21 protein-coding genes are annotated in these 24,072 nt (G+C 65.3%); 9 read left to right on the plus strand and 12 right to left on the minus strand.

Features of this window, described 5'->3' with window-relative positions:
- The 7 genes from AC1RWL_RS05195 (at position 1) to AC1RWL_RS05225 (ending at position 7,636) form a co-directional block, all read left to right on the plus strand.
- The gene (locus AC1RWL_RS05195; RefSeq protein ID WP_493092936.1) at positions 1 to 849 is read left to right on the plus strand and encodes a Cof-type HAD-IIB family hydrolase; all 849 of its coding nucleotides are present in this window, start codon (positions 1 to 3) and stop codon (positions 847 to 849) included.
- Complete coding sequence (locus tag AC1RWL_RS05200) at positions 842 to 1,834, plus strand: ABC transporter permease (RefSeq protein WP_493092935.1); 993 nt, start codon at positions 842 to 844, stop codon at positions 1,832 to 1,834. The genes AC1RWL_RS05195 and AC1RWL_RS05200 overlap by 8 nt, the downstream gene beginning before the upstream one ends.
- A 65-nt stretch (positions 1,835 to 1,899) precedes the next feature.
- Entirely contained in the window at positions 1,900 to 2,853 is a 954-nt protein-coding gene (locus AC1RWL_RS05205; RefSeq protein ID WP_439615205.1) for a substrate-binding domain-containing protein, read from the plus strand.
- Positions 2,854 to 2,915: 62 nt separating this feature from the next.
- The gene (locus tag AC1RWL_RS05210) at positions 2,916 to 3,881 is read left to right on the plus strand and encodes a dihydrodipicolinate synthase family protein (RefSeq protein WP_493092934.1); all 966 of its coding nucleotides are present in this window, start codon (positions 2,916 to 2,918) and stop codon (positions 3,879 to 3,881) included.
- 3 nt (positions 3,882 to 3,884) lie between these two features.
- The gene (locus AC1RWL_RS05215; protein WP_493092933.1) at positions 3,885 to 4,658 is read left to right on the plus strand and encodes an enoyl-CoA hydratase-related protein; all 774 of its coding nucleotides are present in this window, start codon (positions 3,885 to 3,887) and stop codon (positions 4,656 to 4,658) included.
- Between the two features lie 28 nt (positions 4,659 to 4,686).
- Positions 4,687 to 6,270, plus strand: a complete 1,584-nt coding sequence (locus tag AC1RWL_RS05220; protein ID WP_493092932.1) for a GMC family oxidoreductase — start codon at positions 4,687 to 4,689, stop codon at positions 6,268 to 6,270.
- An 82-nt stretch (positions 6,271 to 6,352) separates the two neighbouring features.
- A complete protein-coding gene (locus AC1RWL_RS05225; protein ID WP_439615201.1) occupies positions 6,353 to 7,636 on the plus strand; it encodes a cystathionine gamma-synthase family protein in 1,284 nt (427 codons plus the stop codon).
- 4 nt (positions 7,637 to 7,640) lie between these two features.
- On the opposite strand, the gene AC1RWL_RS05230 is transcribed toward AC1RWL_RS05225, so the two are convergent.
- The 4 genes from AC1RWL_RS05230 to AC1RWL_RS05245 all read right to left on the minus strand — a co-directional run bounded on the left by AC1RWL_RS05230 (position 7,641) and on the right by AC1RWL_RS05245 (position 11,793).
- Positions 7,641 to 8,243: an HI_0983 family protein gene (locus AC1RWL_RS05230; RefSeq protein WP_493092931.1), complete on the minus strand. Its 603-nt coding sequence runs from the start codon at positions 8,241 to 8,243 to the stop codon at positions 7,641 to 7,643.
- Positions 8,244 to 8,320: 77 nt separating this feature from the next.
- Positions 8,321 to 10,021, minus strand: a complete 1,701-nt coding sequence (locus AC1RWL_RS05235; RefSeq protein WP_435264900.1) for a flotillin family protein — start codon at positions 10,019 to 10,021, stop codon at positions 8,321 to 8,323.
- Between the two features lie 6 nt (positions 10,022 to 10,027).
- The gene (locus AC1RWL_RS05240) at positions 10,028 to 10,684 is read right to left on the minus strand and encodes an OB-fold-containig protein (RefSeq protein WP_256114577.1); all 657 of its coding nucleotides are present in this window, start codon (positions 10,682 to 10,684) and stop codon (positions 10,028 to 10,030) included.
- The gene (locus AC1RWL_RS05245) at positions 10,684 to 11,793 is read right to left on the minus strand and encodes a PspA/IM30 family protein (protein ID WP_493158245.1); all 1,110 of its coding nucleotides are present in this window, start codon (positions 11,791 to 11,793) and stop codon (positions 10,684 to 10,686) included. Before AC1RWL_RS05245 ends, AC1RWL_RS05240 begins: the two co-directional genes overlap by 1 nt.
- 179 nt (positions 11,794 to 11,972) lie before the next feature.
- Between AC1RWL_RS05245 and AC1RWL_RS05250 the strand changes: the two genes are divergently transcribed.
- The gene (locus AC1RWL_RS05250) at positions 11,973 to 12,218 is read left to right on the plus strand and encodes a hypothetical protein (protein WP_493092929.1); all 246 of its coding nucleotides are present in this window, start codon (positions 11,973 to 11,975) and stop codon (positions 12,216 to 12,218) included.
- Between the two features lie 96 nt (positions 12,219 to 12,314).
- Positions 12,315 to 15,458 carry a CHAT domain-containing protein gene (locus AC1RWL_RS05255; protein WP_493092928.1) on the plus strand — a complete coding sequence of 1,048 codons (3,144 nt, stop codon included), beginning with the start codon at positions 12,315 to 12,317 and terminating at the stop codon, positions 15,456 to 15,458.
- A 108-nt stretch (positions 15,459 to 15,566) separates the two neighbouring features.
- Here the strand turns inward: AC1RWL_RS05255 and AC1RWL_RS05260 are convergent, their stop codons facing one another.
- The 8 genes from AC1RWL_RS05260 to AC1RWL_RS05295 form a co-directional block, all read right to left on the minus strand.
- Positions 15,567 to 15,776, minus strand: coding sequence for a hypothetical protein (locus AC1RWL_RS05260; RefSeq protein ID WP_439622239.1), 210 nt, complete (start codon positions 15,774 to 15,776; stop codon positions 15,567 to 15,569).
- Between the two features lie 281 nt (positions 15,777 to 16,057).
- Positions 16,058 to 17,323, minus strand: a complete 1,266-nt coding sequence (locus tag AC1RWL_RS05265) for an FtsX-like permease family protein (protein ID WP_493092927.1) — start codon at positions 17,321 to 17,323, stop codon at positions 16,058 to 16,060.
- Positions 17,320 to 18,006, minus strand: a complete 687-nt coding sequence (locus AC1RWL_RS05270) for an ABC transporter ATP-binding protein (protein ID WP_493092926.1) — start codon at positions 18,004 to 18,006, stop codon at positions 17,320 to 17,322. The genes AC1RWL_RS05265 and AC1RWL_RS05270 overlap by 4 nt, the downstream gene beginning before the upstream one ends.
- 2 nt (positions 18,007 to 18,008) lie before the next feature.
- Positions 18,009 to 18,434, minus strand: a complete 426-nt coding sequence (locus AC1RWL_RS05275) for a hypothetical protein (protein WP_493158247.1) — start codon at positions 18,432 to 18,434, stop codon at positions 18,009 to 18,011.
- Between the two features lie 114 nt (positions 18,435 to 18,548).
- Positions 18,549 to 20,303, minus strand: coding sequence for an alkaline phosphatase (locus tag AC1RWL_RS05280; protein ID WP_493092924.1), 1,755 nt, complete (start codon positions 20,301 to 20,303; stop codon positions 18,549 to 18,551).
- Between the two features lie 116 nt (positions 20,304 to 20,419).
- Complete coding sequence (locus tag AC1RWL_RS05285; RefSeq protein ID WP_493092923.1) at positions 20,420 to 21,895, minus strand: NAD-dependent succinate-semialdehyde dehydrogenase; 1,476 nt, start codon at positions 21,893 to 21,895, stop codon at positions 20,420 to 20,422.
- A gap of 121 nt (positions 21,896 to 22,016) precedes the next feature.
- Positions 22,017 to 22,676 carry a class I SAM-dependent methyltransferase gene (locus AC1RWL_RS05290; protein WP_493092922.1) on the minus strand — a complete coding sequence of 220 codons (660 nt, stop codon included), beginning with the start codon at positions 22,674 to 22,676 and terminating at the stop codon, positions 22,017 to 22,019.
- A gap of 5 nt (positions 22,677 to 22,681) precedes the next feature.
- Entirely contained in the window at positions 22,682 to 23,947 is a 1,266-nt protein-coding gene (locus AC1RWL_RS05295; RefSeq protein ID WP_493092921.1) for a BtaA family protein, read from the minus strand.
- Positions 23,948 to 24,072: the final 125 nt, after the last annotated feature.

Below are 24,072 nucleotides of genomic sequence, written 5' to 3' on the forward strand. Positions count from 1 at the left end.
ATGGCGCCGATCACCCTCCTCGTCTCCGATGTCGACCGAACGCTGCTGACGCATGACTATGTCCTGCGGGACGACGTCGCCAGCGCGCTCGCGCGGCTGCGGACAGCAGGTGTGCAGGTGGTGCTTGCCACCGCGCGGTCGCCGGAGGCGGTGCGGCCCTATGCCGAACGTCTCGGCGCGACGGGTCTTGCCATCTGCTTCAACGGCGGATGGATCGGCGATCTCGACACAGGCGAAGCGCATGTCAGCACGCCGGTTCAGCGCGACGACGCGCTCGCCGTGATGGCGGCTGCGCAGGAAATCGGCGTGGTTGCGCTCTGGTACGGCGCAGGCGGCGTCAGCACGACTGGCGAGCATCCCCTAGCAGTGCGCGAGGCGAAGATTACGGGCGAAAGCCTGCGCGTTGTCGATGACCTCGCAGACCTGCCCGGAGAGCCGGGCAAGATCATGTGCGTCCGCGCCGATCCCGACGATCACACAGGATTTGCCGCAATGCGGCTACGCTTCTTCGACCGCCTTGCCGTCGCGGGCTCGCATCCGCGCCTGCTTGAGATCGGGCCGCAAGGTGTTTCGAAACGCGCCGCCGTCGAATGGGTAGCGCGGCATCTCGGCGCCGATCAGGCGTCCACGGCTGCGGCCGGTGACGCGGAAAATGATCTCGACATGCTGCACTGGGCCGGCACGCGGCTGACCGTCGAAAACGGCATCGAGGAACTGAAGCGCATCGCGGATTTCGTCGCCCCGTCCTGTGACGCGGGCGGGCTCGCCGTCGCCGTGGACTGGCTGATGCGCGAGCGGATGCCCATAGAGCCGACAAGCACCCCGCAGGGAGGAAGAAGGAATGGCTGACATGGCAACGCGGCAGGAAATGGGGCTCGCGCCCGGCGGGTTCTCGCGCATCTTGACGGTGCTGCAAAGCCTCGGGCTGTTCTGGGTGCTCGTGGCGCTCTGCGCCGTGGCCGTCTATCTTTCGCCGAGCTTCTTCCAGTTCGGCAACATGATGAATGTCGGGCGGCAGGTCGCGCTCTTCGGCATCGTCAGCATCGGCATGACCTTCGTCATCCTGACGCGCGGCATCGATCTCTCCGTCGGCTCCATCGTCGGCGTGGTTGCGGTCTCCACGGCCATGCTGCTGTCGGCAGGCTTTTCCATTCCGGTGGTGATGGGCATCGCGCTGGTGCTCGGCATGCTCTTCGGCGCCTTCAATGGTGCGGGCATCGTGCTCTGCGGCATGCCGCCCTTCATCATGACGCTCGGCACGCTCGTCATGGGCCGCGGCATCGCGATGACGATTGCCAATGGCGAGCCGCAGATGCTGGGCGAGGCGACCGATGCCTTCTATTTCCTCGGCGGCGGCTTCCTGCTCGGCATTCCGGTGCCGATCTGGATCTTCGCCTTCGTCGCACTCGTCGCCTTCGTCGTGCTGCGCTCCACGGCCTTCGGTCGCCAGGTCTATGCGGTCGGCTCGAATGCGGAGGCCGCGCGCCTTGCCGGCATCCGCGTCGGGGCGGTGCTGATGTCGGTCTATGTCATTTCCGGCATGCTGGCCGCCGTCACCGCGCTGATCACCGTCTCGCGCCTCACGGTCGGAGAGCCCACCGCCGGCAGCAATCTCGAACTCGAAGCCATCGCCATCGTCGTCATCGGCGGCACCAGCCTGTTCGGTGGCGAGGGCGGCGTGGTCGGCACGGTCATCGGCGCGGCGATCATCGCCGTCATCGCCAACATCCTCAATCTTCTGGGCATTTCGCCCTTCACCCAGCAGATCGTCAAAGGCGCGATCATCATCGCCGCCGTGATGTTCGAGGTCTACCGCCATCGCCAGAAGGCCTGACATTCCGCGGGCGCCGGGGGCGCCGGGATCCATGAGCAATGTTCATCAACGGGAGGAGTAATACAATGAACACCAGTCGCAGACAGTTCCTGACACTTTCGGCCGCCATCGCCGCTGCCGCCGGCACCGTGGGGCTGCCGTTCCGCAGCGCCTTTGCCGAGGGCACGATCAAGGTCGGCTTCAGCCAGGGCACGATGAACCATCCGTGGCGCATCGCCATGGTCGAGGTGAACCGGCAATATGCCAAGGAGAACTACGCCGATCTCGAACTGATCGTCACCGATGGCAACAACGATGCCGCAAAGCAGGTGGCAGACGTCGAAAGCCTGATGGCTCAGGGCATCCAGGTGCTCGTCATCTCGCCGCTCACCGAACAGGCGCTGACGCCGGTGGTGCGCGACGCGATGGCGGCCGGCATTCCGGTGCTGACCCTCGATCGCAAGGTCAACACGGATGTCACCTGCCATCTCGGCGGCCTCAACCTGCCGCTCGGCGAAGGTGCCGGCAAATTCCTGATCAACGCGCTGCCGAACGGCGGCGGCATCATCGAGTTGCAGGGCACCGCGGGCGCCTCGGCGACGAACGACCGCCACAACGGCTTCAAGAGCGTCATCGAGGGCAACGCCGCCTTCAAGGTGATCGCCGAGCAGAATTGCGACTACACGCGCGATAAGGCCGTGAAGTTCATGGAAGACATGGTCCAGCGCTTCAAGCCGGGCGAGATCCAGGCGATCTATGCGCACAATGACGAGATGGCGCTCGGTGCGGTGCAGGTTCTGGAAGCCGCCGGCCGCCTCGAAGGCGTCAAGGTCATCGGCATGGACGGCCAGAACACGGCCTTCCAGGCGATCAAGGACGGCAAGATGTCGGCCTGCTTCATCTACCCGTTCTGCGCACCAGAAGGCATCCAGACCGCGCACAAGATCGCCAAGGGCGAGGCCGTCGACAAGGAAATCATCCTGCCGACCGTCGAAGTCACCAGCGCCAATGTCGACCAGTTCCTCGGCAAGGGCATCTAGCAACTCAGGCGCCGGGCCGCGTCGCAAGGCGCGGCCCATGCGTTTCCATGGAAGGAAGAAAGATGGCATCCGTTCGTCACTACGATAATCCCAAGGGCGTGATCCCCGCCGTGCTCATGCCGTTCACCGCGGACCTCGCGGTGGATGAGAAGGCATATCGCAAGCATCTTGCCGACGTTGCCGGTGTGGAGGGCATCAGCGCGATCACCATCAACGGCCACGCCGCCGAGGTCGCTTCGCTGACGATCGAGGAGCAGTACCGCGCGATCGTCGTGACCAAGGAGGTTCTGGGAGAGCGGGTGCCGACGATTGTCGCCGTCTATACCAACTCCACGCTGGAAGCGGCGCGCATCGCCCGCAAGGCGCAGGACGAGGGTGCGAACGGACTGCTGGTCTTCCCGCCGGAGGTCATGGTGCTCGGTGGTCATCTGCGGCCGGAAATGGCGCGTGAGCATTTCAAGCGCATCACCGATGCGTCCGACCTGCCGATCATCCACTACCAGTTTCCGCTGAATTCCAATCTCGCCTATCCGCTGCCGACGCTGCTGGACCTGTGCAACCAGTTTCCCTCGATCAAGGCGATCAAGGACAATTGCGGCGACGGCAATCTGCACGAGCGGCAGATCCGCGAGCTGAAGGCGCTGGATCGCCCGGTGAACACGCTGACGACGCACAGTTCCTGGCTGCTCGGCTCGCTGGCGCTCGGCTGCGATGGCCTGCTTTCCGGTGCCGGCTCGGTGATTGCGAACCTTCAGGTGGCGCTCTTCCGCGCGGTTCAGGCCGGCGACCTCCATGCCGCCAAGGCGATCAACGACCGGATCTACCCGACCGTGCGCGCCTTCTACGATCATCCGCTGCTCGACATGCACAACCGCATGAAGGAGGCCCTTGTCATTCTCGGCCGCTGGGACGAGGCTCATGTTCGCCCGCCGCTGATGAAGCCGACACCGGCCGAGATCGAAAAGATCCGGCAGTGCCTCGTTCGCGCGGGCCTGACCGCCGAAACGCTCTACAAGAAGGTTGCCTGAAACATGACTGTACTCGTGCTCGGCGAACGGCCGGCACCCGGCGTGCTGCGCCTGACGCTGAACAGGCCGGACAAGCTGAACGCCCTTTCCAAGGACCTCCTCGGCGAACTCACCGGCCTGCTCCGCGATGCGCGGGAGGATGCCGGCATAGGCTGCGTCATCCTGACGGGAAGCGGGCGTGCGTTTTCCGCGGGGGCGGATATTTCGGACATGCTGGAGCGCGGCGTTGCCTCCTATGCCGATCCCGAGCGTCTGGCGCGGTGGGCGGAGATCCAGGATTTCCCGAAACCGATCATCGCGGCCGTGAATGGCTTTGCACTGGGCGGCGGTCTAGAACTTGCGCTGCTCTGCGACATCATTCTCGCCGCCGACACAGCGAAATTCGCGACGCCGGAAATCAACATCGGGTCCTTTCCCGGTGATGGCGGTACGCAGAGGCTGCCGCGGCTGGTCGGCCGGAGTTTTGCCATGCAGATGGTGCTGACCGGCCAGATGGTCGATGCGGCACTTGCCGAGCGCAAGGGATTGGTGAGTGAAATCATGCCACTGGAGGCGCTTGCGGAGAAATCACTGGAGATCGCCTCGGCGATTGCAGCGCAATCCGTTGCCATCACACCCTATGCAAAAAGGGCGGTAAAGGCGGCGGATGAACATTCGCTGGCGGACGGGTTGCGCATCGAGCACGCACTGACGGTCGAGGCGTTCGATACCGAAGACAGGATGGAAGGACTTCGGGCATTCGCGGAAAAGCGCAAGCCGAAGTTCCAGGGCAGATAGGGGTCCCGAGGCGGATCGGGAGGATGGAATGCAGACATTCGACTATATCATTTCGGGCGCCGGCTCGGCGGGCTGCGTCATTGCCAACCGGCTGACGGAGGACCCGTCCGTGAAGGTGCTGCTGCTCGAAGCCGGCAGCCGGGACTGGAACCCGATGATCCATATTCCGGGTGGCATCGGCAAACTGTTCGGGCCGGGCGTCAACTGGCGGTTCAAGACGGTGCCGCAGAAGAACCTCGACAATCGCGAGATCTGGTATCCGCAGGGCAAGACGCTCGGCGGCTCCAGCTCGATCAATGCGATGATCTACATCCGCGGCCAGCGGGAGGATTATGACAACTGGGCGGCCCTCGGCAATGACGGCTGGGCCTATGAGGATGTGCTGCCCTATTTCCGCAAGTCGGAAGACAATGAGCGCCTCGTCAGCGCATATCACGGGCAGGGTGGTCCGCTCTGGGTGTCCGACCAGGTCAATCCGCACGAGCTTTCCAAGGCCTTCGTACGCGCCTGCCAGCGCTGGGGCTTGCCCTACAATCCGGATTTCAACGGCGAGACGCAGCACGGCGCCGGCCTTTACCAGGTCACCTGCCGCGATGGCCGCCGGCGCAGCTCCGCCGTCTCCTACCTGCATCCGGTGCGCTCGCGCAAAAACCTCACCGTGATGACGGGTGCCCGCGCCATCCGCATCGTTATGGAGGGAACGCGCGCCGTGGGACTGGAAGTCGCGCAGGGCCGCTCCGTCCAGACCTTTCGCGCGGATCGCGAGGTCATCGTCACCAGCGGTGCGCTCAACTCGCCGCGCCTGCTGATGCTCTCCGGCCTCGGCGATGCCGATGAGCTGAAGCCGCTCGGCATCAAGCCGCAGGTTGACCTCAAGGGCGTCGGCAAGAACCTTCAGGATCACCTTTGCTCCAACGTGCATGTGACGCTCAAGGAGCCGATCAGCTATGACGGGCAGGACCGCTATCCAAAGGCGATCCTGCACGGCATCCGTTGGCTGCTCTATCGCAATGGCCCGGCAGCCTCCGTCATCGTCGAGGGCGGTGGTTTTGCCTCCAGCGAGGGCAATGGCCGGCCGGACATGCAGATCCACGTCGCGCCGGCCATGGTGGTGCGCGGTGGGCAGACGCAACTCGACGGCCACGGCTTTACCGTCAACACGACATTCCTGCGCCCGCAAAGTATCGGCTCGATCAAGCTCGCCTCGGCGCGGCCGGAAGACGAGCCGCTGATCGACCCGAACTATCACGGCGCGGAATACGACCGGACCATGTCGTTGAAATCGATCGAGACGACCCGCGAAATTCTTAGCCAACCCGATATTGCCAAGTACATCAAGGTCGAGCGCCTGCCGGGGCCGGATGCGAAGACGAAGGAGGATATCATGGCCTATGTGCGCCAATACGCCTGCTGCGACTATCACCCTGTCGGCACCTGCAAGATGGGCATCGACGAGATCTCCGTCGTCGATCCGCAGCTTCGGGTGCGCGGCGTGGAAGGGCTCCGCGTCGCCGATTCCTCGATCATGCCGGTGCTGCTCAGCGGCAATACCAACGCGCCCTCGATGATGATCGGCGAAAAGGCTGCCGACATGATCCGGCAAGCGCATTGAGGGCACCAAATAACGGGGCGGGGCCGGTCTATATCGTGTAACTTGCGACGCACAGCCCGTGACTCATCAAGGGAGACGTCTGATGACTGCGCCGCACCCCTCCAGAACCCATATCGGCAACCACGCCCTGCATCCCGAAACGCAGATGCTGAACTATGGCTACGACCCCGAACTCTCCGAAGGGGCCGTCAAGCCGCCGGTCTTTTTGACGTCCACCTTTGTCTTCGCGTCGGCGGAGGACGGCCGGGATTTCTTCGACTATGTGTCCGGCCGCAAGGAGCCGCCGGAGGGCAGGGGCGCAGGCCTTGTCTATTCGCGCTTCAACCATCCCAACAGCGAGATCGTCGAGGATCGCCTGGCGGTCTATGAGCGCACCGAGAGCTGTGCGCTGTTCTCGTCCGGCATGTCGGCGATCGCGACGACGCTGCTCGCCTTCGTGCGGCCAGGCGATACGGTGCTGCATTCCCAGCCGCTTTATGGCGGCACGGAAACGCTGCTCGCCAAGACGTTCCTCAATCTCGGCGTCTCCGCCGTGGGTTTTGCCGACGGGGTCGACGAAGCCTCGGTAAAGGCGGCGGCGGACGAAGCGGTGGCCAAGGGCCGCGTCTCGGTCATCCTGATTGAAACGCCGGCCAACCCGACGAACAGCATCGTCGACGTCGCGATGATCCGCCGCATCGCGGACGCGATCGGTGAGAAGCAGGGCCACACGCCGATCATCGCCTGCGACAACACGCTGCTCGGGCCGGTCTTCCAGCGGCCGCTCGAGCACGGCGCGGATATTTCGCTCTACTCGCTGACGAAATATGTCGGCGGCCATTCCGACCTGATCGCCGGGGCGGCGCTCGGCCGCAAGGTGGTGATGAAGCAGATCAAGGCATTGCGCGGCGCGATCGGCACGCAGCTCGATCCGCATTCCTGCTGGATGCTCGGCCGCTCGCTGGAGACGCTGCAGCTCCGCATGGAGCGGGCCAACAACAATGCGAAGGCCGTCGCCGATTTCCTGCGCGAGCATCCCAAGGTCGAACGCATCCACTACCTGCCGTACAACGCGCCGGACTCGCCCGTCGGCCGCACCTTCGCCGCCCAGTGCGGCGGTGCCGGATCGACGTTCTCCTTCGACATCAAGGGCGGCCAGCCGGCATCGTTCAAGTTCCTCAATGCGCTGAAGATCTTCAAGCTTGCCGTCAGTCTCGGCGGAACGGAATCGCTCGCCTCCCATCCGGCGACGATGACCCATTCCGGCGTGCCGCTGGAGGTGCGCCAGCGCATCGGCGTGCTGGAATCGACGATCCGGCTGTCGATCGGCATCGAACATCCCGACGACCTGATCGCCGATCTGACGCTGGCGCTTGACGAGGCGTGAAGTTTCAGGGCGCCGGCCGGGGGAGGCGCACTTGTGTCAGTGTCTTGATCCGGCCGGGCCGCAGTCCCTTCAGCTGGGTCAGTAGGCTCTTGGCGGCGTCGTTGCCGTAGGCGCGCCGGCTGATGCCGAGGAGCATGACGCCCCTGTTGCCGCCGGCATCGCTGTATCGGGCATAGCGGTAGCGGTTCCATTCGACGATATACTGCCCGTTGGCATCCTTGCTGCTAACAATGAAATCGAGCAAGGCCTCGCCGGCCGCTTCGTTCTGGATCACCTCCATGTTGACGAGCGGGTCGGTCGCCTTGCGCTGGTTCAGCAAGTCGATCTGCGCGCGAACGGCATCCATGACGGCGATGCCGCTGGTCACCGTCTCCACCAGCACCATCTGCTCGTAGCGCTCGGCACTCTGGCCGGCCGGCAGGTATTCCTGCTTGATGTAGGTTTTGGAGGGCTGTGAACTCCAGGCGAGCACAAAGGCCTCGCCCTCTAAATCGATCGGTCCGGGCACGCCGAGCCGGTCCGTCGCCTGCGCGAAAGCGGATGTCGCCATCAGCGCGAGGGTCAGAAGGGCTGCACAGAGGCGAGCGATGGAAAGGGTGGCTGGCATGGCCTGTCTCCTGCGTCCGGTCCGGAAAATGGCAAGGCCGCCGGGTTCAGCCGGTGGCCTTGCTTTGTTCGGGATGCTCAATCCGCATCGTCAGCCTGGACCCGGGCACTTCCATTGAGTGTCCTTGCCGCGGGATTGCCGATGGCGGCGCCGAGCAGGGCCTGTGTCGGGTCCGCCCCCTTGAAGCCCGCCTGCGCGAGAATCTCGTCGAGGATGGGTTTCTGGGCGGTGAAGTTCAAAAGCTGGCTGCTGAGGTCGCCGACCGGATTGCCCGCGCCGTCGCCGCCATTGCCGCCCAGCGCGCCTGCAAGGCCGCCGGCGCTGAAGATCCGGATGTCGGAAATCTTCTCGATCGGCTTCATCGCCTGTTCCAGCGCCTGCGGGATGATGGCGATGCGTGCCCGCGCCAACTCGAATTCGACGATGGCGGGCGACAGGGCGTTGCGGGCTTCGTTGAGCGCGCGCTCCGCCTGGGCTTCTGCCTGGCCGAGTTCGATGACGCCGGTCGCCTTGATCTTGGCGGCTTCCGCATCGGCCTGGGCCTGGATCTTGATCGCGGCCGCGAGGTTTTCCGCCGCCTGACGCTCCGCTTCCGCCTTCACGGTGATGGCGGTCGCCGCCTGTTCGGCTTCCTTGCGCGCATCGAGCACGGCGATGCGCTTGGCGCGCTCGGCGATCTCGACTTCGCGGGCGGTCGTTACCTGTTCCTCGGCGGTGATGGCCGAGGCCTTGGCTTCGTCCGCCTTGGCACGCGCGGCCTGCTCCTGCTCGCTCTTTTCCGCGACGGCGATCGCGGCGTCGATGCGGGCGGTTTCCGTCACCCTCCGGGCCTCGGCTTCCCGCTCCGCAATGCCGCGCTCGGCGTCGATGCGGGCGGTTTCCTTGGCCTGGCGCGCTTGGGAGTCACGCTCGGCAATGCCCTTTTCGGTGTCGAGGCGGGCAGTTTCTTCGCTGAGGCGGGCAAGCTGCTCGGCCCGTGCCGCTTCCGCGCGGGTTTCCGCCGTCTTGTTGGCGATATCGCGTTCCTGCGACAGTTCGGCGTCGCGCTGTTCGCGCTCGATCGTCAGGCGGCGGAGCGAGGCTTCGCGGTCCTTGGTCGCGATCTCCACCTCGTTGTCGCGCACGATCTGGTTGCGTTCGCGCTTGCGCTCTTCGGTGATCTTCGTGAGTGCCGTCAGGCCCTCGGCGTCGAACGTGTTGTTCGGGTTGAAATGTTTGATGTCCGTCTGGTCGAGGCGGGTCAGCGATACCGATTCCAGCTCCAGGCCGTTCGATTGCAGGTCGTGCGCGACGGCTGCCTGCACCGATTTGACGAATTCCGCGCGCTGCTCCTGCAGGTCGCGCAGCGACATGGTCGCGGCCACGGAGCGCAGGCCGTCGACGAATTTCGCCTCGACGAGCGCTTTGAGCGCATCCGCATCGTTGGTGCGGTCGCCGAGCGTCTGGGCGGCGAGCGCGATGTTGTCCCCATCCGGCTTCACTCGGACGTAGAATTCCGCGGTGATGTCGGCGCGCATGCGGTCCTTGGTGATGAGCGACTCGTTTTCCGCGCGCTTGACCTCAAGGCGCAGCGTGCTGAGCGACACCCAGGAATAGGAGTGGAAGATCGGCAGGATGATCGATCCGCCGTCGAGCACGACCTTCTTGCCGCCGAGGCCGGTTCGTACATAGGCCTTGTCGCGCGTGGCGCGGGTATAGAGCGAGGTCATGATGATGCCGATGACGACGATAGCCGTCACGATGACCCCGGCGATGATTCCTACCGAGAGGAAGTCCATGTTCGTTTACCCTCCGTTGTTGGAATAAAGGTCGTCCCCCAGTGCCGCCGGCGCAGGGATGGCCTGGAAAAGGCCGTTTGCCCCGTCGACGATCAGCACGGATGCGCCCGTCTCGATCACATGCCCCGGCACGGCCCGGGCGCGTAGCGTATGGATGTTGTCGTAGCGGTCCTTGATGCGCACCGTGCCCGGATGGCCCTGGTCGAGCGGCCCGAGTGTCACGGTTCCTGTAAGGCCGATGAAATCGGCCTGTTCCTGCACGCTGGTCTCGTCGCGCGGGATGATCCTTGCAAGCCCCCGGCTGGACCAGCGGGTGACGGGAATGGCGATGGCGAGCGCCCCTGTGACCGCCGCGTAGAGCGGCAGCGGCTCGCGGAACTGCGAAATGAAGCCCTGCAGGGCAAAGCCGGCCGCCGCAAAGGCCGAGAGCAGGATGACGGCGAGCACGAGGATCGGCACGCCGCCGGCGTTGAGCCAGGACATCCACCCGCCAAGCAGGCCATGTTCCACGTCGCCCGGCCCGTTCAGGTCGAAGCCGTCATCGATCAGGCCCGAGGCGGACGCCCCGAGCAGGACCGAGACGAGCTCGACGATGCCGAGGCCCGCGACTGTCAGAAGCGCGATCCAGAAAGGCGCGGTGCCCGGATGGACGATGGAATCCATCAGCGCTCACCGTGCTTGAAGGCCGAAAGGCGCGCCTCGATCGCCTTCTGGCGTTGCAGGCGGCCGAGTTCCTCGACCTCCGCCGTGCCTTCCATGGCGGGCTTCGAGGGCACGCCGGTGACGCGCTCGACGGCCTGGAGCGCATCGGCGAGGCGCTGGTCGTTGCGCTGGGAAGGGGTTGCGGCCGCCGGCACGGTGCGCTCGGCGCGCTTGGCGTCTTCCAGCCGCTTCATCGCGTCGGCGCGGGCGGAGGAAATGCTGCGCAGCGTCGCCTCGGCATCGGCGATCTCGCCGGCATTTTCGAGAATGGCCTTCGACAGCGCGTCGCGCTGGGCTTCCAGGTCGATCTGAACGCCGGTGGCGGCGCGGGCGAGGTCTTCGCGGCCGTTTTCCAGCCCCACCTTGATCTTCTCGTCGAGGTCGCTGATTTCCGCGTCGAGGTCGTCGGCCTTGGCCTTCAACCGGTGGCCGGCCGCCATGGCGACGCCGAGAGCGGCGCGTGCTTCCTCGGCGATGGCGCCGATTTCCCGCACGGCCTGCTGGGCGACCGCGACCGGGTTCGAGGTTTCGGCGGCATCCACCGCATTGTTGACGACACCGGCGATGACGCGCCCGAGGCGGGCAAGAATACCTTCATTGGACATGGAAGCCTCCTTTTTCGGGTGAACGCCGGCCTGGATGCCGGCGTAGAGACAGATGGACGTGCCGGCAAAGACCAGCCGCGCCTCGGCAAAATCCGCCCAGCCTTCCTGGTAGCCGCTCGCCGCATAGGGCAGCACGATCCGGCCGTTGAGCGTGGCAATGCTGACGCTGTCCGGGCCTTTCACGGCGAAAAGCTTCGAGTCGAGCGGGATATCCGCGACGATCTCGCCGGGCTTTCGCCGGCCGTGATCGCGCAGCGCGAGCGTCACCAGGCGGGCGGGAAGGCCCGTCACCGTGCGGATCTGCTCATAGGCTGCCTGGTGCAGCGTCACGACATTGGCGCCCGGCGTCCTGTCGAGGATCGCCATCGCCTGCTGATAGGCGGCAAGCGTCTCCGATAGCGCCTGACGCATGTCGGGCGTGGGTTGGAGGACGAGCCTGAGACTGGATGTGAACTTCGTTGCCATGCTTAAATATATAAAGCACTTCATTGGTGCTTTCAAGAGGGATTCCTGACTGGCTCTCTCTTCAACGGATGAGGTGGGCGGAACCTTCGGCCGCGCGGCCCTTCTTTTTCAGGCGAGCCGCATTATCCTTTATGACTGCTTGCCCGCACACAGGCGGCGCCAACCGTCAGGGAGCAGGGATGCCGCACCGGTTCGTCGACATCGTCGTCTTTCGCTCCCATCGCTTCAGCTTGGGGCTGGAGGAAGAAACCGGCACCTACTTTCTTTCGATGCCGGTGAGCGGCTTCAACCGTGCGGTGGAATACGAGGCCTATTTCCGCATCAGCGCCGGCGAGTTCGAACTCTATCGCAGCGACCCGGACGCCGCGGACGATTTTCTCGAAACCTGCCGCAACCACGGCAACGAGGACCGGCGATTTCCCTAAATTGACGCATGATGGCCGATCCGGCCTTGATTTTGAAATAAGCCCTTTATGTTGATCGTCTTAGATGCAGTTCGATATTTTCCGAGAAATCCATTCATGCAGCTCTTTTCCCGTTTCCTCCGTCCCGCCGTTTCCCTCCTCGTTATCGTTTTCCTCGCTTCGCCCGTTTTCGCACAGGCGCCGACGCAGGCGGCAATCGCGCGATCCGACGTGATCGCGGCGGAGATGAAGGCGCTCGTCGACAGCGGTGACGCCGAAGGCGCGCGCCGCAAGGCGGAGGCGGCAAGCGCGGCGTTCAAGGCTGAGGGGGAGACCTGGCTCGCGGCGAGCTATGCCGTTTCCGCCGCCGACTACGCCATGCGCATGGGCGACGCCGCCGGCGTCGATGCCGAATATTATCCGCGCATGCGCGCACTTCTCAAAGTGCTCGATCCGGTTGAAGAAACCCGTGCCAACCTGCTGATTTCGCTGCTGATGGATGCCAAGGGCCGGCTCGGGGAGACGGGCAAGCAGGACGAACTGGTGCAACTCTACGAGAAACGCATCCGCAAGGCCCATGGCAAGGACAGCGAGCAGGACATCGACGCCCGGGTGCGCACCGCCTACAGCGTATTGGAAGCCGGACGCCTGGAGGATGGCCGCAAGAGGCTCCGCGCAGCGCTCGATGCATCGGCGAAGACGGACCTGCATGCCGTGACGCTGCGGCACTATACGCAGGCGGGGCGCAGCTTTCAGGCAAGCGGGCTCAACGACGACGCGGCGGGCCTGTTCCAGGCGGCCGAGCAGACGGCGGCGATCCGCGCCGAGGTAAAGGAGCTTGCCGACTTCTATCTTGCTTATGCGGAGTTCCGCACGGCGGTGCCGGATAACGAGCAGCATTTCGTGCCGCTCTATACGATGGCGACCAATCTTTATGCGCGCTTTTACGGCACGGAATCGCCCGAGCTGATCCATGCCACCGACAAGCTCGCCACCGCGCTGTCCGACGTCGGGCAATACGGCACGGCGATCGACCTCGAACGCCGCAATTACGAGATCGCGCAGAAATCGCTCGGCGACGACGACACCGTGACCTGGCGCATTGCCAACAATCTCGCGGACATGCTGCGCGGCATGGGCTCGCCGTCCCGGGCGCTGGAATACGACCTCAAGGTGCTGGAGAACCGCACCCGCCACTACGGCCAGAACCATTTCAACACGCTGGTCAGCGCCAACAACACCGCGCAGAACTATCTCGATCTCGGCAACTACCCCGAAGCGCGCCGCTATTTCGCGCTGTGCCTCGATATTTCCAAGGCGCTCGGCGACCCGGTGACGATCGCCGGCATGGAGGCCTGGATCGACTATACCGACCTTCTTTCGGGCGCCAAGCCGATGGACGCTGCGGCCGCCAAGCGCATCGAGGCGATGATCACCGATTCCAACTATCCGGCGATCCTCAGCATGAAGGCGGCCTACCTGATGGCGGATCACGTTGCCAAAGGAGGCGATGCGGCGCGGCAGATCAAGCATTTGCAGCAGGCCTTCAGCATCGCGGCCGGCGAGATGAGCATGGGCCACCCGCTGGCCTTTGCCGGGCGCATCGCAATCGCCAAAGCGAAAGCCGGCACGGACAAGGTGACGGCGGCGAGCGAATTTGCCGGGATCGACGAGGAGATGCTCCGCTGGGTGCATCTCCAGGTGTCGGTCGCCGGCGGGCGCGAGGTCGGCGAGGCGGTGCGCGCCATGGCCGACGGCATGCTCTACGACTATGCGCGCTTTGCGGAACAGGATGCCGCAGCCGTTCCGGCCTTTGCGGATGCCGCCCGGCGCTGGCCGTCGCTCGCCACCGCGGACGCGGACAACGTGCTGAAGCTCGGCCGCATGATCGACAAGTGGGACACGGAGACCGCCCGCCTGCTCGACCGCATCACGCGCCTGTCGCGCATCGCCCGCGAAATCTTCGCGGCCGATGTCGAGCAGGATCTCGCCTATGCCTATCTGTCGGACACCAAGGCGCTGGAACAGCAATTGCACGAGCGCATCGTGGGACGCTACCAGTTGGACCGTGAAAAGCTGCTGAACCAGAAACTGCCGACGCCGGGAGAACTGCTCGGCAAGGACCAGGCCCTCGTCCAGTATTTCGTGACCCGCAAATGGAAGGTGGACCGTGAAAGCGCCGATCCGATCGCGGATTCCAGGCTCTACGCCATCGTCTGGCGCGGCGGCGCGGCGCCGGTGCTGCGCGCGCTCGGCGATCCGCGTCAGGTGCTGTCGAGCGGGCAGGAGGTCGTCACGGCGCTCCAGACGCGTGATCGCAGCGGCGGCGATGGACGCGGCCTGCTCGTTGAGGCGAGCAAGCGCGAATTCGCGCGGCTCTACGACCGGCTGATCGCACCCGTCGAAGGCGACATAAGCAGCGCGAAAACGGTGTTCATCGTGCCGGACGGGCAATTGTTCGCCTTGCCCTTCTCCCTGCTGGAAGAGCCCGCCGGCAAGCTTTTGGAAGAGCGCTTCACCCTGCGGCTGCTGACGGAACCGGAAGCGCTCTACCGCGCTGTCGAGGACCGCGCGCTGCCCGCGGAAGGCACCGTCGTGCTGGCCGGCGGCATCGATTATGCGAAGGGCGAGGAGGCGGGGGCCATGCCGCTGCCGGGCACGCTGCGCGAGGTGGAGGCGATCGGCAAGGTCCTCGGCGGCCCCGGCCTCAAGATCGAGACCATGACCGGGGCGGGGGTGAGCGAAGGCGCGCTTCGCGAGCGCATGAAGGGGGCGACGCTCGCCCATCTCGCCACGCACGGCGCCTATGGCAGCCCGAAGAACGGCGGCGCCAGCAATGTCGATACGCTGTGGCAGAGCGAGGTGATCCTCGCGCGCTCCGGGGATGAGCGCGCCATGCGCCGCGACGAGAAGGACGGGCGACTCTACGCCTTCGAACTGATGGGCTGGGACCTGACCGGCCTCGACCTGCTGGTGCTCTCGGCCTGCGAAACGGGCCGCGGCGACGAGGCTTTCGTCGGCGGCGTGCGCGGCCTGCCAACGGCGGCAAGCCTTGCCGGGGCGAAACGCGCGCTGCTGACGCTCTGGCCCGTCGCCGACGACGGCACGGCAGATTTCATGGTGCGCTACTACGAGCATCTGAAGGGCGGGCAGACTTTTGCGGAGGCCCTGCGCAACACGCGGCGCGACGCCATCGACGGGAAAATCCCCACGGCGCGCGACCCGCTCGTCTGGGCCGCCTTCGTGCTGTTCGAGAACTGAGGCCTTCGTGGAGGAGAAGACCCGGGAGCGCCTCGTATCGCTCAACCGGGTCCCCGCGCGACCGGATACGGCTTGGGGCGCGTTGCACCCGGTCGTCGGTATCTCCCGTCAGCGGGCTGGCGGGAGAATGACGGTGCGTTCGCGGCAGCGCGCGAGCGCTTCGTGCAGGATGCGCCGGGCGCGATAGGCGTTGATCGGCACCGGCTGGTTGTTCAGGTGAACCCAGTCCAGCCGCCGGTCGATGTCCTTGATGGCGCGTGCTAGACGCTGGGTGGGTGTCGGGTCGTTGGTCAGACGTTGGGTTGTCTGCATTGGCATGAATGGTACCTCGAATCGCTGCTCCGTCATGGAGCGGCGCCAAATTACCCCGCCATCGCGAACGTCCCACCTACCGTCGATTGCGGGCGGCGACAGGGTGCGCGAAGGATGAACGGAAACCTGCCGTTTTTATTAAAATTGTCTCGAATGGGGATCGTGCGGCGCGGCCTTGCCTCAGGACGGAACGGGCAGGCGTTGTGCGCCGGCGCGCGCCGTCTTCGGTGCGGAATAGGGTGCACGTCAGACGCGAAAACCTGCAACGCCGTGGCTTCGGCGACGTATCAGGCCTTGAGCGCCCTTGCCGGGCTGAGCCGCAGCGTCAGGAGGGCCGGCAGGATCGACACCAGCATCGCCAGCACCACGAACCAGACCGCGAGCGACAAGTCCTCGCGCGCGAATTCCACGGGCATGCGCACGGCGGTCGTGGCGGTCAGCGAAGCGGAGATGAGCTGCGCCCCGGCATAGCCGATGAGGATGCCCAGCACGAGGCCGGCGAGAAACAGCAGGAGCAGCTCGCCCCAGACGATGGCCACCACCGAGCGCCGCGGCGCGCCAAAAGCCCTGAGCGCGCCGATCTGCCGCTGGCGCGCGCCGACATGCATGATGGTGACGAGCAGGATGGCTGCGATGACGATGACCTGCGTGCCGATGGCGATCGCCAGGAGCAGGCTGCGCGCATCGCCGAGCGTGGCGTAGAGGCGCGTCAGCACCTCGGCGGGAAAGACGGCGAGCGTCGTCTCGCCGCGATATTCCTGGCGCAGGCGGTAGGCATCGGCGATCGTCTTCGGCTTGACGAGTACGGCGGGAAGGCCTGGCGTCTCGGCGTCGAACTGCTCGTTGATGGCGGCATCGGCGTCGACAGGCGCATGCTCGTGATCGTGCTCTTCCGCAGCGGCAACCTCCGGCGTCTCGCCGGCGTGGTCGTGATCATGGTCGTGCTCGCCCGCCATGCCGTGCAATTGCCAGACGGCGCGGATCGGCACGAGGATCGCCCGGTCCCAGGCGGTGCCCGTGGGCGCCATGCGGCCGCTCACCTTGTAGACGATCTCGGTATGGGTTTCGCCGCCGATATCGGCAAGGCCGTGCATCGGCTTGATCTCGGCACCGAGCTGCTTGGGCACATCCGAACCGACCACCGCATCGCCGAGCCTGGCAAAGAGCGCGCCTTCCGCGAGTTTCGGCGACAGGGCGGAGATGAGCGCTGTCGTCGTGCCGACGACCGGATGGCCGGCCTCGGAATCGCCGAAGCCGACGGGCGCGGCGAATTCGACGCGTGGATCCGCGGCAAGCTTTGCCAGCACCGCGCCGGACATCAGCGGCAAGGGCGAGGGCTGGAGGAAGACGGCGGAAAGGGCAAGCTGCGTCTCGCTGCCGGCAGCGCCGACGAGGAGGTCGAATTTTTCGGCGGCCCGGGCACTGCCGAGCCGCACGGCGCGCTCCTGCAGTGTGACGGTGACGCTGAGCGCCACGGACAGCGCGATCAGCACAATGACCGCAAGCGCACCGCCCTTGAAGCGGCGCAGATCCGCGAGAATGAAGTTCATCATGCCGCGATTTTCTCCCCGCTATCGTCGACGATGCGGCCGCCATCCAGCGCGATGCGCCGGTCGAGCCGTTCCGTCAGCGCCGGATCGTGGGTAACGACGACGAGCGTCGCCTTTTCTTCGCGGGACAGCCGCACAAGGAGGTCGGCCACCTCTTCGCCGGTCTTGCGGTCGAGGCTGGCGGTCGGCTCGTCGGCGACTATCACGCCGGGCTTCGACAGAAGCGCGCGGGCGACCGCGACGCGCTGCATCTCACCGCGAGACAGCGTCTCGATATGCTGGCCGGGGCGGGCGATGCCGGTCGTTTCGAGGAGGAACAGCGCGCGTTCGCGCTCGGCGGGCGTGAGGCGGCGGGCAAGGCGGACCGGCAGCACGACGTTCTCGAAGGCGGAAAGCCCGGGGAAAAGATGAAAATCCTGCATGACGAGGCCGATATGCGTAGCGCGAAAGGCATCGCGGCGCCCGACCGGCAGGCGGGTGATATCCGTGCCGCCCCAGGAAACGGTGCCGCTTGTCGCGGTTTCGAGCCCGGTCACGGCATTGACCAGCGTGCTCTTGCCGGAGCCGGAGGCGCCGGTGACCGCGAGGCGCCCGCCGGCGGGAAGGTGAAGCCGGTCGATCGCCAGCACAGGCGCGTTGAGGCCGGGAAAACGCATCTCCAGGCCGGAAATATCGAGTTCAAGCATGCTCATGCCGTGTTGAACGCGGCTTCGCGCAGGCGCAACTGGCTGACGAAGCCGGTATCCGGATCGATCCACGAGCCGTATTCGAGCACGCCCTGCGCCTCGATCGGCGCGTTGAACTGCACGAAGGTCTGTTTTCGCGCGAGGTAGACGACGAGGATATTGTCCGGCCAGTCGGCATCCGACGAGCAGAACGGGCAGAGCGACATCGGGATTTCCGTCAGCACGAAGAAGTCCGCTTCGGCCTTCAGCGGCGGTGCCATGAAGCCCTTGACGGTGACTTCCTGGCCGGCAAGGCGCTTCACCTTGTCGGAGAATTCGAGGCCAAGGATGCCGAATTTCTTGTAGAGCTCGCCGAAGCCGAGCGTGTCGCTGGCAAGGGCCGGACGCGTAAGGGCTAGGGTGGGCAGGGCAGCCAGTGCGCAGAGCATTCGCCGCCTGTTGAAAAATGCGGGGTGCGTTTCCGTCATGGCATGCTTCCTTCTGTCAACGGCAAAGCGGACAGGCGGCGCGGGACCGCCTGTCCGTCAAGGGATGAAGACCCCTTATTCCTTCGGCGCGCCGAGGGCGAAAGCGTCGACCAACACGCGGTAGACGTCGCTCTGTTCCATGTAGCCGCGGAAGCCTTCCGAGCCGGGACCGATCGCCTGGAGCACGATGTCGTCGACGGCGTGCACGCCGGTGTCGCCGTCCTTCGGGATGTTGCCCTGCACGAAGACCGCGCCGGGAACGTCCTTGTAGGCTTCGTTGGCGACATATTCCTTCGCCTCGTTCTGCACGGCCGGAACGAACGGGCCGTCGAGCTTCGGACGGAAGGTCTCGTAGTGGTCCGGGCCGTTGTTGGCGGACAGGAACAGGCGGCGCGAGACGTCGATGCGATCCGGGTAACCGTCGCCGTTCTTGTCCTCGTAGTTCGGGAAGCCGGCCTCGTCATAGGTGCCGACCTTCTGGCGCATTTCATCGCCCGGCTTCTCGTCGTCGACCGTGCCGATGATGCCGACGCCGTGGGTGTGGTCACCCGTGACGACGATCAGCGTGTCGGGGTTGGAGGCTGCGAATTCGCGGGCAACGGCGATCGCCTTGTCGAATTCGATCGTTTCGACGAGCGCGCGGTCCCAGTCGAGCGGGTGGCTCATCTTGTCGACCGACGCGGCTTCGACGACGAGGAAGAAGCCTTCCGGGTTCTTCGACAGCTTGTCGAGCGCGACCTTGGTCATTTCGACGAGGCCCGGCTGGTTCGGGAACTTGTCGACGGTGCCCTTCTTGAGGAATTCACGGTCGAGCGTCACGTCCATGTTGCCGGGATGGAACAGGCCGAGCAGCTTTTCCTGGTTCGACGTGGTCAGGGCAGCGAGTTCCGTCTTGTCGGTTGCGAGCGCATAACCGGCATTCTTGAACTCAGCGATATAGTCCTTGTCGTCCTTGCGCTTGGAGCCGGGCGTGTCCTTGCCGAGGAAGAAGACCGAGCCGCCGCCGAAGAGGACATCCGGCTTGACGTCGAACAGCATGCCGACGATCTGTTCCTTGTCGGCGCGCTTGCGGGTGTGCGAAACGACGGCGGCAGGCGTCGCGTCTTCGAGTTCCGACGTGGTGACGATGCCGATGGACTTCGTCGTCGTGCGGCGCAGCGCCTCGGCGATCGTCTCGACCTTCGGGTCGTCCAGGCTTGCCGGCGTGCGGTCGGCATAGACGCCGAGCGCGTTGACGCGCGACTTGTGGCCGGTCATGTAGGCCGACATGGTGTTGGCGCTGTCCGTGGCGATCGAGTGCGTCGAGGACGTGCCGATGAAGGCGACCGGCGGGATGTCATCCATGGCGAGGCGGCCGTTTGCCTTGCCCTCGGTCATGCCCTTGGACATGATGCGCGCGCCCGTGCGGTGGGCGACGGACAGGCCGTCGGCGACCAGGAAGATGATGTTCTTGGCCTTCGCCTCGGTAGCGGTGCCGTAAACGTCCCAGTTGACCGACTTGGTCTCGCTGCCGGCCGTGACTTCGACCTTGTAGTCGCCGGCGGTGGCGATCGTCAGGCCGCGCAGCGTCAGCGCGGAGCCCAGAACCTTGTCCTCGGCGCCCTTTTCTTCCGCGACGAATTCAGCCTTCTTGCCGAAGACGGCCTCGTAGTCCTGGCCGTTGACGGTGACCTTCACATCTTCCGGCTTCACGACGGCGTCGAACTCGACCTTGAAGTCGAAGGGGGAGCCGACGAGGATGGTGGCGCGATCGATCGGGTAGACGGTCGCGGCATTGGCGGCGCCGGCGAGGACCGTAGCCGATGCCAGGGCGAGGATGAGTTTGCGCATGGGAGAGCCTCTCTTGAGCGGTGCGTTACCCCTTCCGCATAAGAAACTCACATGACACGCGTATTACCAAACCGTCTTAAAACCCGTTATCCCGCCACGCACCGGCCCGCCGGCAATCAGATGCCGCCCATGCAGAGATATTTCATCTCCAGATAGTCCTCCAACCCGTGGCGTGAACCCTCGCGGCCCATGCCGGATTGCTTCATGCCGCCGAAGGGCGCCGCCTCGGAGGACATGCGGCCGGTATTGATGCCGACCATGCCGTATTCCAGGGCTTCCGCGACGCGCCAGACCCGGCTGAGATTGGACGCATAGAAATAGGCGGCGAGGCCGTAGATCGTGTCGTTGGCTTCGCGCACGACCTGGGTGGCGTCATCGAAACGGATGATGGGGGCGAGCGGCCCGAACGTCTCCTCCTGCGCCACGCGCATGTCGCGGGTGATGCCGGTGAGCACGGTCGGCGCAAAGAAGGTGCCGTCGGCGTCGATCCGCCGGCCGCCGCAGCGCACGCTGCCGCCCTTGTCCAGCGCATCTGCGACATGGCCCTCGATCTTGGCGAGCGCGCGCGTGTCGATCAGCGGGCCGATCGCGACATCGGGTTCGAAACCGTCGCCGACCGAGAGCGTCTGCACCCGCTCGATGAATTTCCGGGCGAATTCGTCGTGAACGCCGGATTGCACATAGAGGCGGTTCGCCGAGACGCAGGTCTGGCCGGCATTGCGGAATTTTGCCTGAATCGCGCCGTCCACGGCCGCATCGACATCCGCGTCGTCGAAGACGATGAAGGGCGCGTTGCCGCCGAGTTCCAGGCTGAGCTTCTTCACCTGGTCGGAACATTGGCGCATGAGCAGGCGGCCGACCTCGGTGGAGCCGGTGAAGCTGATCTTGCGCACGGCGGGGTGAGTGCAGAGCTCGCGGCCGACGGCATCGCCCTCCGAAGCATAGATCAGGTTGACCACGCCCGGTGGAAAACCCGCCTCATGGGCGAGCGCGAACATGGCGCCCGCCACCAGCGGCGTCTGCTCCGCGGGCTTCAGCACGACCGCGCAGCCGGCCGCCAGTGCCGGCGAAATCTTGCGCGCTACCATGGAGGCCGGGAAGTTCCATGGCGTGATCGCGCCGACCACGCCGATCGGCTGCTTGATGACCAGCATGCGACGATCCAGCGACGGCGCCGCGATCGTCTCGCCATAGATGCGGTTGGCTTCCTCGGCGTACCATTGCAGGTAGGCGGCGGCGTGGGAGACTTCGGATTTCGCCTCCGCCAGCGGCTTGCCCATCTCGGCCGTCAGGATGGCGGCCAGGTCATCCGTGTGCAGGACGATCAACTGGTGCCAGCGCCAGAGCATGTCGGAGCGGTCACGGGCGGTCAGCCCCGCCCATTCGGGCTGGGCGACCGCGGCGCGGTCGATCGCCGCCCGGGTTTCCGCGACGCCCATGTCGGGCAGTTCCGCCAGCAATTCGCCGGTCGAGGGATTGAAGACCTCGAATGTGCGCTCGCTCGCCGGGCTGACCAGCCAGGGCGCGGTGACGATGGTTTCGAAGGGTTTTGGGTCCTTCAGCCGCCGGATAAGGGTCTGTGACAGGGCCAATTCGCTTCTCCTCTCGAATCCAGGGACGATTCTTCCCTTTCTTCGAGAGCTACAGGCGAATTGCGGGCCAAACAATGCTTGCGTCGGCAGGATCGCCGACGCCGTCACGACAGGAGCGCGTTCAGCGCTTGCGAACGATCGCGATCCACGAAAAACCGCGATGCAGCCGCTTCTCCTCGCTGCGTCCGCCATGCGCGGCTGCAAGCTCCGCGGCCATCTCGAAGAGATCGTCGCGCGGCGTCACATGGTGCCATCCGAGCCACTTGGTCACGCCGCTTCTGAACCAGCCGGGCAGGCCGCGCATATCGCCGAAATCGGCGATATGCAGCTCGCCGCCGGGGGCAAGCCGGTTGGTGGCCTCCGCCATGACCTTCTGCCATTGCGGGATCATCGACACGGCGTAAGAGATGAAGATGCGGTCATAGCTCTGTTCGCCGAAGAGCGCCCGCGGGTCGAAGCTGGCGGCGTCGGCCCTGGCAAGTCGGACGCGGTCCTTCAGGCCGGCGCCGGCAACCGCTTTTTCCGCCGCGCTCAGCATCTCCTGCGAGATGTCGATGCCGTGGAACCGGCTCTCCGGATAGAGCGCCGCCGCCTTGACGAGATTGCGCCCGGTGCCGCAGCCGATTTCCAGCACTGAACTGCCCGGCAGCGGGCGAAGGCCGGCAAGCATCGGGTCGCGGCCGAGCAGGTAATATTTGCGCGTCGCGTCGTAGATGCCGAACCGCCGCTGCCAGCGGTAGATGCGATCCATCAGGAGGGCGTGGTCGGAAACGGCGCTCATCTCGCTCAGCCCTTGAATTCGTAGAGGTGGAAGCCGCCGTAGATCGACGAGCGATCCTTGTCGTGCAGCGCGCGCGATTCCGCCTCGTGGTAGGTCCAGCGGCCGAGGAGGGCCTCGTCGAGGCGGCCGGGCAGCAGGCTTTCGGCGGGCGCTGTACGGAAGACGACGCGCGCGCCGGGGGCGGCCGTGCGGGTAATCTCGGTCCACAAACCGTTGAGCTGGGCGTCGGTCATCCAGTCCTGCGCATCGAGCAGGATGAAGCGGTCGACGGACTGCGGGGCCTTTGCCGCGAGGAATTCGGTGAGCGAGGTGTTGGTGATGGAAATGCGCGAGGCGCGGCTGCGCACCGCCTCGAAGTTCTGCCGCGAAAGATAGGGCGGCAGCGGTGCAAGCTCGCCGCTGCCGTAGCCGCGCCCGAAAGCCTGCCAGGCAAAGTAGTTTTCCGACAGCGGGAAGCCGCAGGCGAGCTTTTCGACGCGCTCGCGCAGGATCGTCGCCATGTCGCTGCCGGCGCCCGAAAGCGCTTCATATTGCTGCGGCGGTATGCCGAGGCCGAACAGCGAGGTCTTGCGCGTCGTCGCCCAGCGGATCAGGCGTTTTTCGAAGAGCGGCGCCAGCGTTTCGTCGAAGAAGCGCTTCTGGTCCTCGATCGTGCGGGCCTGGAGCAGGTCGCGCGGATCGGCACCGTAGAGCCGGGCCATCTTGTGGCCGAGGCCGATGAAGCCGCCGAGCAGGCCATGGCGATAGAGACGGCGGTGGAAGATCGAGATGCGGCGGCGCCCGGTGACGGTGCGGCTTTCCCAATAATCGCGGGTCTCTTCGTCGAGATGCGGGCGCAGGTAGAGCCTATAGGCGTCGAGGTTCCGCTTGTCGTCGCCCTGGCCGTAGAAGCGATAGAAGGTCTCGTAGTCCGGCAGGTGCGCTGCGGCTGCGAACTTCAGGCGATTGAAGGCGACGTGAGCCGGATTGAGGTCCACCGCCTCGATGCGGGCGGGATCGGCGACGAGATAGGACAGCGCGTTGCAGCCGCCGGACGCGATGGTGACGATGCTGTTGCCCGGTTCGATCCGCAGCGCGGCCATGTCGACGTCCGGGTCTTCCCAGATCTGCGCATAGACGAGATTGCGGAACAGCCGCGAGAAGACATATTCGGACATGCCCGAGGGCGAGAGCAGCGGATTGCGGCGAACGGCGCGGTTGAGGCGCTTGCCGACGCCGCCCTTGAGGACCGGGGCCGGGGAAGTGGCGGTGGGGGCGATTGTCTCGATCATCTGGGCACGTTTCCTACGCTGGAGTGTCCGTCATCACCCGTCGCCGCGACAGGACCGGAAGGCGGCGAAGTGCTCATGCCTCCTGCGGGGAAGGACGATGATCAAGACCGCGCAATCGATGCGCT

The sequence above is a fragment of the Shinella sp. GW821-FHT10F02 genome (assembly GCF_058809275.1).